The sequence below is a fragment of the Flavobacterium sp. LS1P28 genome (assembly GCF_003970335.1).
GTDB lineage: Bacteria > Bacteroidota > Bacteroidia > Flavobacteriales > Flavobacteriaceae > Flavobacterium.
Window position 1 is genome coordinate 46114 of sequence record NZ_RYDI01000020.1, and the last position, 9726, is coordinate 55839.

A 9726-nucleotide genomic window follows, 5' to 3' on the forward strand; every position below is an offset into this window, starting at 1 on the left:
CTTAAATTTTATTGTAGTACATGGCTTTTACAATACCATCTGAAAGTCCAATTTTAGGAACATAAATATTTCTGGCACCACTCCATTTCATAGCATTCAGATAGATTCTGGTTGCAGGAATAATTACATCGGCACGATCCGGATTTAATCCCAACTCAGATATTCTTTGCTCGTAACTAAGGGAATTCAGGAAAGCGTATTGTGAATTCATATAAATGTACGACAAGGGCTTTTCTTGTATTTTTCCGGACATTTTAAAAAGCTTATTAATATTTCCGCCAGAACCTATTAAGGTAACTTCATCGTATTCCTGCGTATTTGTTTTAATCCATTTTTCTATTTCATCCCAGACTACATCGCAAACCATGTCATTTAATAAACGTACGGTTCCGGCTTTGAAGGATCTTGAATTTTTCATTTTTCCATTCGAAAACAATGTAAACTCCGTACTTCCGCCACCAACATCTACAAAAAGATAGGTTTGATCCGTCTTTAATAAATGATGTAAATCAGTAGAAGCAATTATGGCTGCTTCTTTTTTACCATCAATAATTTCAATTTTTATATCGGCTTTTTTCTTTATTATTGCCACAACTTCTTTACCGTTATAGGCTTCGCGCATGGCTGAAGTAGCAAAAGCCTTATAGGATTCTACTTTGTGAACTTTCATCAAAAGATTAAAAGCTTTCATGGCATCACACATTCTTTCAATATTTTCTTCTGAAATTTCACCAACGGTAAAAGCATCTTGCCCAAGACGAATAGGAACACGAACCAAGGAACTTTTGTTAAACTGTGGCTCTTTGCCTTCTTGTTCTACTATATTTGTAATTAGCAAGCGCATGGCATTAGATCCAATATCGATTGCTGCATATTTTTTTATTTTAATCATTTTGCTTGGATTCGTTATTCCTTATAAAAAATCATTATTCAATTTAATGTATCAAACAAATGATTACCGGGATGATACTACTTACTTTTTGGATGCTAGTTCTAACTTATTTTGGTAATATTTATAGGTCTCTAGTTGTGCCCTAAAAACAGGATTATGATTTCGTCCTCTGTATTTATTATCTAATTTATAGGAATGAAAACGAGCTTTTACATTGCCTTTCCATCCGATATCAAAATTATCGATTAATTCATTTTTTATTTCCTGATCATAAATGGGACAGGTTACTTCGACACGGTCATCTAAGTTTCTAGTCATGAAATCCGCGGATGAAATATAAACTTCGGTTTGACCAGCATTTCCAAAAATATAAACTCTAGAATGTTCTAAATAATTATCCACAATGCTTATGGCCTCTATGTTATTGCTCATTCCAGCAATACCGGGTATTAAGGAACAAATTCCTCTCACTTCAAGTTGAATTTTCACTCCTGCCCTGCTGGCTTCATATAACTTATCTATCATTGCAAAATCAGACAAACTATTCATTTTTAGTTTCATATGTGTTTTCCTTCCGGCTAATGCATGTGTAATTTCACGGTCTATTAATTTTACAAATCGAGTTCTTGTATAGTGAGGCGAAACAATCAGATGTTTGTAACGATTCACCCTGTAGTTAATGTCAAAAAACTCAAAGATCTTCATGATATCTTTCAAAATTTGTTGGTGACTCGTAAAAAGAGTCACATCAGTATAGACTTTGGCGGTAGATTCGTTGAAATTTCCTGTTGAAATAAAACCATATCGTTTTATCTTATCATTTTCATTTCTTTCGATGACACATATTTTACTGTGGACTTTTAGCCCTTTTATTCCAAAAATAAGTTCAATACCTTCTAATTGCATTTGTTCAGCATAGGAAATATTTGAAGCTTCATCGAAACGAGCTTGTAATTCGATTTGAACCGTTACTTTTTTTCCATTTTTAGCAGCATTAATCAGAGAGCTAATAATTTGAGAATTTTTAGCTAAACGATACAATGTGATTTTAATGGAAGTCACTTTTGGGTCTAATGCCGCTTCACGCAAAAATCGTGTGAGATAGGAGAAAGACTGATAAGGAGCATTTAATAAATAATCTCTTTGGCTAATTTTTTCTAAGATACTTCCTTCGAGACTTAGCCCAGGAATGGGTAAAGGATCATTCGTTTTGTACAATAAATCAAATCGCCCAAGATTAGGAAAATTCATATAATCCCTTCTGTTATGATATCTCCCTCCTGGAATAATACTATCTGTTGATTCAATTTTCATTTCATCAAGAAAAAACTGTAAGGTATCTTTTTCAATCAATTGGTCGTAAATAAAGCGAACTGGTTCTCCAATTCTTCGGTCTTTTACACTCAAGGATATCTTTTCGATCATGCTTTTACTTAAGTCACTATCGATATCCAATTGTGCATCTCTGGTAATTTTGATCATGTGTGCCGAAACACTTTTATAATCAAAAATATTAAAGATGCTGCTTAAATTATGTCTAATCACGTCATCAATAAGAATTACATATTGTTTTTCATTATCAGAGGGCAAAACCACAAAACGGTTAATTGTTTTAGGAATTTCGATAACGGCATAGCGAATCTCTGAGGTGTGATTCATCACCAACTTCACTGCCAGGTATCCGGATGTATCTTTTAGCAATGGAAATTCTGCTAAATCATTTAATATAATAGTGACTAATTCAGGACTTAATTTTTGGATAAAAAAGTCCTTCAAAAAAATTTCTTGTTGTGTGGAGATATCATTTTCCGTAATGATAAATATATTTTTTTTCTCGAGTTCCGATTCAATTACACTCAAAATTCGCAAACTTTCGGATTGCTGCTGGATAACAATTTCAGTGATATCTTTGACTAATTGTTGTGCTGAAATACCCCCAAGATATTTTTCTCCGGTTATCCCTGTTAAACTTAATCGTCTGATGGCGGCAAAACGAACTCTAAAAAACTCATCTAAATTATTGGAAAAAATACCTAAAAACCGCAATCTGTCTAGTAACGGAACTGAATTATCTCCAGCTTCCTGAAGCACTCTGGCATTGAATGCCAACCAACTTTTTTCTCTATCAATATATTTATGTGCTACTACTTTATTCATCTTAAATCTTTGGGGAATATAATTTTTTTTATTTTACCTTTTTTTATTTTTTTCCAATTTTCAGTATCAAATTCTAAGGATACAAATCCGGTTGTAGGAATGTTTTCAACGAAAACATCCCCAAATTTATTCACGAAATTTGTAACTGCCCCGTTATGTCCAAAAAGAATAATATTTTCAAAACTGTTACTGCAGGATTTAATAGCTTTCTCAAGCTTTTTTTCATCAAAGGTATAAAGGTCGTCTTTGTAAATGATACAGTCAATAGGATATGCTAAATTTTGAGCAAAAATTAACGCAGTGTCTGTTGCTCTTTTGGCTGTACTCGTCCAGATTAGATATGTTTTGGGTATAAAATGGCTAATATCCGAAGAAACAAGATGCGCATCTTGTATGCCTCTCTTTGTTAAAGCACGATCCTTATCGTGTAACGATACCTCCCAACTTGATTTTGCATGACGTACTATAATTAAATTTTTCATAATGTAAAATAATTTTGGGGTCTCTAAACATAAGAAATTAAATAATCAGATACAATTTACAAAAACTAAGTTTATTATTTAATTTTTTTTATTAAAAACTATGTTATTAGTATCAAAAAGAATCATTACAAGGTGCTTTTTAGTTGGTGAAAATGTTTTTAGTAAACAGTCTAAAAAATAAGTCACCTTAAATCAGTCTATTAGTAAATAGATGGTTAAATTATAAACAAAAATTACAAAACCTCTTTTTATGGCAAATAATTATATCCCTATATTATAAAAAATTAACTTTCTTTTCCGTTTTTTATCTTTTTTTTTAAAAATTTTACCTTTCATCGACTTTTTAAGTAGTTTATAGAAAAAAGAAACAAACCTGCTGTATTACCTATAATTTAGCTCTTTTAAACATTGCCCTGTTTAAAAAAACCTGAATATAATCACTCATACCTACATGAAAAAAAATACTTTACCACAAAAAATATCTTCTCAGATTTATCAAATTTTTTTGAAAAGTCCTTCACTCTAAATATATCATTCATCTTCATTAATGAATAGTCAGATTGACTTTGTAAATACTATTCAGTGTATTAACAGAACAAAGGACTAGAAAAATTTCATTTAAATACAATACAAATAATTGCCAGCAAAACATCATTCAAAAACAGAATGTATGTTATTTAAAAGTTCTGAAGGATAAAACAAAAATTAGGAATTTAAAAAACAAAAAATGAAAATAATTTTACTTTATACAATTACTATCGTGTTCATTTCATCAAATTTAAGCTCGAACAAATGTTCAGATTGGATTTCTTTTGGTCAAAGCAAAACGGAATCCTTACTATTTCTTAGAACTTGTGAAAATGAAAATGGCGATTCTGGATATTTTGAAATTAAGAATGAAAATGAAAAAGATGTAAAACTTACTTATGTTATTACTTTCAAAAATGGGGATCTTTTTACGGCTAACATTATGATACCTCTAGATGACAAAACAGCACAAATAGTTTGTTGGAATTGTTTAGAGTCTAAAGATAGTGGAATTGCTTCCTGGAAATTTGAAAACATTGTTTTTGAAGACCAAGCCGGCTACTAATATCATTTTGTTTTTCAACATTATTATGCTTTAAGACTTGAATTTGATTTTTAAAATTCAAAATAATACTCCTCAATTAATTAAAATTTGATTGTATGAAAACTAAAATTACTCTTTTTTTATTGGCTTTCTTTATGTCTGAAAGTCCTATACATTCTCAAACTAATCCCAACAAAACATTCGATGCAGGCTCTTATATTATTGATATGGGGCAAAACACTACAGTTGCCAAAGGTTTAAAGCCTTATGGCTTAGTTTACACTTTGATTCGCGATAAAAATGTACCAGTATACTGGTCAATAAACTCCTCAAAAGTTAAAGATGGTGCTGATTTTTCAATTGGATCTAAAGCCTATAAAGGGGGAACTTTTATAATTGCTGCTGAGGATGCCGCTATTTTAGGAACCCTTATTGCCACTTGGAGATCAAATGGGGTTGTTATTGATGGCCCGATTGCAGCACCCTTCACTGCACCCATATTTAATAAACTTACTAGCTGGCCAAGGGCACTACTAGACACCGAAAATGGTAGCCTAATAACTCCATATTATCTTAATGCCGGAATTCCATCAAGTTCTTATGTAACACAAAGTAACCCAACTCAACTTACAAGTTGTGGTGATATTTACGTACTGCCACATGCTGATCCACAGAATTGGTCTTCGGCGTATGTTATCGCACTAAGAAATTATATGCATAATGGCGGCTATCTTTGGGTAGGCTGTCATGCAGTAAGCGCATTAGACATAGTGAGTGCGGGGAATACAACTCCATTTAATTTTCTTACGGAAAAAGGTCTAGAGCCATGGGGAAATCACAATAAGCCAATCGTTGTTGGAACTTATAATCCATCCGCTAATGCTGATCCGGTGATGCAGTTTATTGGGAAAATGGATGCTTCACTACAAAATGGATCAGAACGAATCTATCTTCCAAAAGCAGAATCTTTATGGAGAAGTACTACTAAAGTAGCCATTTATCAAAACAATTATACGGACTCTGGTAGAAATTACACTTTCCCTGAAAATCCGGCTGCTCTTCTAGCTTATGGACCAACTTATGGTGATGCTACCAAGGGTATGGTAATGTATCAAGCGGCTCATGAATATAACAGTGGAACTACTGAATCTATGATTGCGGCTCAAAGATCATTTTTTAACTTTGTACTATTGGCTGGAATTAAACAACAAATTAATGTAAACCTTAACAGCTCTTTTCCAACTGCATTAACTCCTAGTCAAACGTATCCATTAATAGCAACTGTGACTGGAAATAAGGGGGCGGTTACCTATGAATGGTCCGCTATTGGAGGTGGGACTTTTTCAAGCACTTCAACAAACCCAACAACCTACATCGCTCCTTCTGTAATTGGGAACGTAGCACTCCAACTAAAAGTTACAGATGCCTGTGGTAGATCTAATTTTGTTTCCGCTTTTATGAATGGTGGTTCAATAGTAAGTTGTGCAGCAGAAGCTATTCTACCTTCAACTCCTACTTTTAAAAACAATTGCGGTAATGATATCATATTTACAGGTCTAACTATTAAAGAGCCTAATTCATCTTCAATTTGTAATACTACAAAAACTTACACGTGGTCTTATGTAGATTATACAACATGTAATCCAAGTGAAACTCCATATACCCGCAACTGGTCTTATACATATACAATAAAAGATTTAGTAGCCCCAATAATAAGTGCTGCCGGTCAAAATATTACAATTAATTCTCCGACAACACCTGTTTTTAGTCCGCCAACTGCAACTGATACTTGTGGAATAACCACAGTTAATATACTTTCTACCACTCAAACACCTGGCAGTCGACCTGGATTATACAGTACAACCAGAACTTGGGATGCATCCGACAACTGTGGGAATCGCAGTGATTCAGTAAGCCAGACTATAACAACAAATATTGTCTCAGCTCAATGTAATTCAGATACTCCACTTCCTTTTATTGATAGCACTTACGGTAACCTATTAGCAACAGCAAGTATCAACGGTGTGTGTGTGCTTTGTGCGGTTCCTAATGCTTCTAGGTTAATAGATACAGACTTGAATAATTTTGCAACTGCATTTGTAACTATTGGTGCAGCAGGTTCAGCAAATTATAGAGTGACAGACACAGATACGGATTATTCTGCTGGTACTTATGTAGGGTACAGGATTGATACTGGTAATTTATTGAGCTTAAATTTACTGGGCTCAATTACAATTAGAACATATCTGAACGGTACATTAAAAGAAATAGCTTCGGGTTCTTCTCTTTTGGGTGTAGGATTGCTTAACGGTTCAGGAAATAATTATGTAGTAGGTTTTAATACAACTCAAGATTTTGATGCGATTGAAATTTCTGTAGAAGGTTTGGCTAGTTTGTTAAATACTATTGATGTTTATTACCCGGTAATCCAAAACTATTGTACAGGTCCGGCTTTAAGTTGTAATACCGCATCGGCAATGAATCTTCCAGCTTATCCAGTAAGTTTAGAACCGTCACATACTGGCATTTCAGGCATAAGTTTAGGTACTATTTACGATGCTTCGAATGTCATTAGCGCTAATACAAATGATTATGCTACAATAACTTTAACAGCTGGTGTCGCTGCTTCGGGAAGTATTGCTGTAAAAGATCAACTAACGGATTATTCCGCGGGTACTTATGCTGGCTTTGAAATAGAAAACTCTAATTTGCTGAATGTTTCTGCCTTAGGGAATATTTCAATAATTACATACCTTAATGGAGTTCAGCAAGAATCTTTTTTGGGTAATAATTTGGTAGTCAATGGCTCTTTATTAAACAATCCTGGTCGGTATAAAGTGGGTTTTGTTTCAACAAAATCATTTGATGAAGTTCAGCTTTCCATTAACCAGACTTTGTCTCTGAATTTAGGTTCAACAAGAGTTTATAGTGCTGTTTTTGAAAATTTCTGTGCTGGGCCTGATTTGGTTTGTAATACACAAACAGCGATGTTAGCTCCTACTTATCCAGTTTATATTAATGGTATAAATACAGGTATTGATGGTTTAGTTTGTGCACTTTGTTCAATAAACAATGCAGACAATTTGATAGATCAGAATACTTCAAATTTTGCTCAAATAAATTTAACGATAAGTGTTGGAAACAGCGGTAGTATTTCTGTAAAAGATCAGGTAAAAGATTATCCTATAGGTTCTTTTGTAGGTTTTACAATAGAGAATCCTTCATTGTTGAATGTAAATGCACTCGACGCAGTCACTATAAGAACGTATCTTAATGGAGTTCTTCAGGAAACTAAAGTTGGAAATGCTGCTTTAGTTACGGTAGGAACCAATCTTTTGGTGGGAAGTAGTTTACAGACAATTGGTTTTGTTACAACTAAATCTTTTGATGAAGCTCGTATTACTATTACTAATACAGCAACAGTGAGTCTGGGAGTTGTGAATGTTTACAGTGCTATTTTCCAAAAATTGTGTCCGGTAATCTTAGAATGCAATAAAACATACGCATTGACGAATCCAATTTTTCCTGTAATCATTGATAGTGGAAAAACCGGTGTTGATGGATTGGCTTGTGTGGCCTGCGCAGTTAACAATACAAATAATGTATTAACAGCAAACACTACTGATTTTGCTTCGGTTTTAGTTACCGCAGGAGTAATTGCTCCAGCTTCTATAGCTGTTTTAGATCAGTTGTCTACTTATCCTGCGGGTAGTTATGCAGGATTTACAATAAAAGATTTGAATAGTTTGATCCAGTTAGATTTGTTCAATTCGTTAACTATTTCTACTTATTTAGACGGTGTATTTAGAGAGTCTAAAAGTGCATCACTATTGTTAAATCTATCTTTGACGATACCTCCGTATGACTCTGGTCCTGGAATCTATAATGTGGGTTTTCAGAGTACTCAATCTTTTGACGAAATCAGAATTAGTGTAGGGTCACTTGCGAGTGTAATAAATGATATTAATGTATACGGAGCATTTATCAACACAGCAAGTACTAGTGGCGGAACTTTGCAATGCGCTGCTATTGTCGCTAATGATGATGCTGGAACTGCTGTAAATGGTGCCAACGGAGGAACAGCTTTCTCCAATGTTTTAATAAATGATACCTTAAATGGAGTCGCTGTTTTGGCTTCGCAAGTAGCCTTAACAACCGTTTCGGCTTCGAATGCTGGAATAACACTTTCTGGTACTGATGTGATTGTGGCTCCGGGTACGCCTGCGGGAAGTTACACTTTGGTATACCAAATCTGTGAAATTATAAATCCAAACAATTGTGATACTGCCACCGTTAGCGTTACCGTTACTGCGCCTGCTATTGTCGCTAATGATAATGCCGGAACTGCTGTAAATGGTGCCAACGGAGGAACAGCTTTCTCCAATGTTTTAATAAATGATACCTTAAATGGAGTCGCTGTTTTGGCTTCGCAAGTGAATACGACTTTTGTGTCGGCTTCGAATGCTGGAATAACGCTTTCTGGTACTAATGTGATTGTGGCTCCGGGTACGCCTGCGGGAAGTTACACTTTGGTATACCAAATCTGTGAAATTATAAATCCAAACAATTGTGATACTGCTACCGTTAGCGTTACCGTTACTGCGCCTGCTATTGTCGCTAATGATGATACTGGAACTGCTGTAAATGGTGCCAACGGAGGAACAGCTTTCTCCAATGTTTTAATAAATGATACCTTAAATGGAGTCGCTGTTTTGGCTTCGCAAGTGAATACGACTTTTGTGTCGGCTTCGAATGCTGGAATAACACTTTCTGGTACTGATGTGATTGTGGCTCCGGGTACGCCTGCGGGAAGTTACACTTTGGTATACCAAATCTGTGAAATTATAAATCCAAACAATTGTGATACTGCCACCGTTAGCGTTACCGTTACTGCGCCTGCTATTGTCGCTAATGATAATGCCGGAACTGCTATAAATGGCGCCAACGGAGGAACAGCTTTCTCCAATGTTTTAATAAATGATACCTTAAATGGAGTCGCTGTTTTGGCTTCGCAAGTAGCCTTAACAACCGTTTCGGCTTCGAATGCTGGAATAACACTTTCTGGTACTGATGTGATTGTGGCTCCGGGTACGCCTGCTGGTAACTATACATTGGTGTACCAA

The 9726-nt window shown here is 34.8% G+C and carries 5 protein-coding genes; 2 read left to right on the forward strand and 3 right to left on the reverse strand.

What is annotated here, in order from left to right; translation table 11 throughout:
- Window position 1: 1 nt before the first annotated feature.
- From EKL97_RS13510 to EKL97_RS13520, 3 genes are all read right to left on the reverse strand, one after another.
- The gene (locus EKL97_RS13510) at window positions 2-892 is read right to left on the reverse strand and encodes a Ppx/GppA phosphatase family protein (protein ID WP_126553444.1); all 891 of its coding nucleotides are present in this window, start codon (window positions 890-892) and stop codon (window positions 2-4) included.
- An 81-nt stretch (window positions 893-973) separates the two neighbouring features.
- The gene (gene ppk1, locus EKL97_RS13515; RefSeq protein ID WP_126459224.1) at window positions 974-3049 is read right to left on the reverse strand and encodes a polyphosphate kinase 1; all 2076 of its coding nucleotides are present in this window, start codon (window positions 3047-3049) and stop codon (window positions 974-976) included.
- A complete protein-coding gene (locus tag EKL97_RS13520; RefSeq protein ID WP_126459221.1) occupies window positions 3046-3531 on the reverse strand; it encodes a SixA phosphatase family protein in 486 nt (161 codons plus the stop codon). Before EKL97_RS13520 ends, ppk1 begins: the two co-directional genes overlap by 4 nt.
- A gap of 727 nt (window positions 3532-4258) precedes the next feature.
- On the opposite strand from EKL97_RS13520, the gene EKL97_RS13525 reads away from it, so the two are divergent.
- Window positions 4259-4624 (forward strand): hypothetical protein, encoded by a 366-nt coding sequence (locus EKL97_RS13525; RefSeq protein ID WP_126459218.1) that lies wholly within the window; start codon window positions 4259-4261, stop codon window positions 4622-4624.
- 95 nt (window positions 4625-4719) lie between these two features.
- The coding region (locus EKL97_RS13530; RefSeq protein WP_410503681.1) for a beta strand repeat-containing protein at window positions 4720-9726 on the forward strand (5007 nt) is incomplete at its 3' end.

Bases quoted from the DNA above. Each gene is read 5' to 3' on its own strand.
- EKL97_RS13525 (WP_126459218.1), top strand. From the start codon at position 4,259: ATGAAAATAATTTTACTTTATACAATTACTATCGTGTTCATTTCATCA.
- EKL97_RS13510 (WP_126553444.1), bottom strand. From the start codon at position 892: ATGATTAAAATAAAAAAATATGCAGCAATCGATATTGGATCTAATGCC.
- ppk1 (WP_126459224.1), bottom strand. From the start codon at position 3,049: ATGAATAAAGTAGTAGCACATAAATATATTGATAGAGAAAAAAGTTGG.
- EKL97_RS13520 (WP_126459221.1), bottom strand. From the start codon at position 3,531: ATGAAAAATTTAATTATAGTACGTCATGCAAAATCAAGTTGGGAGGTA.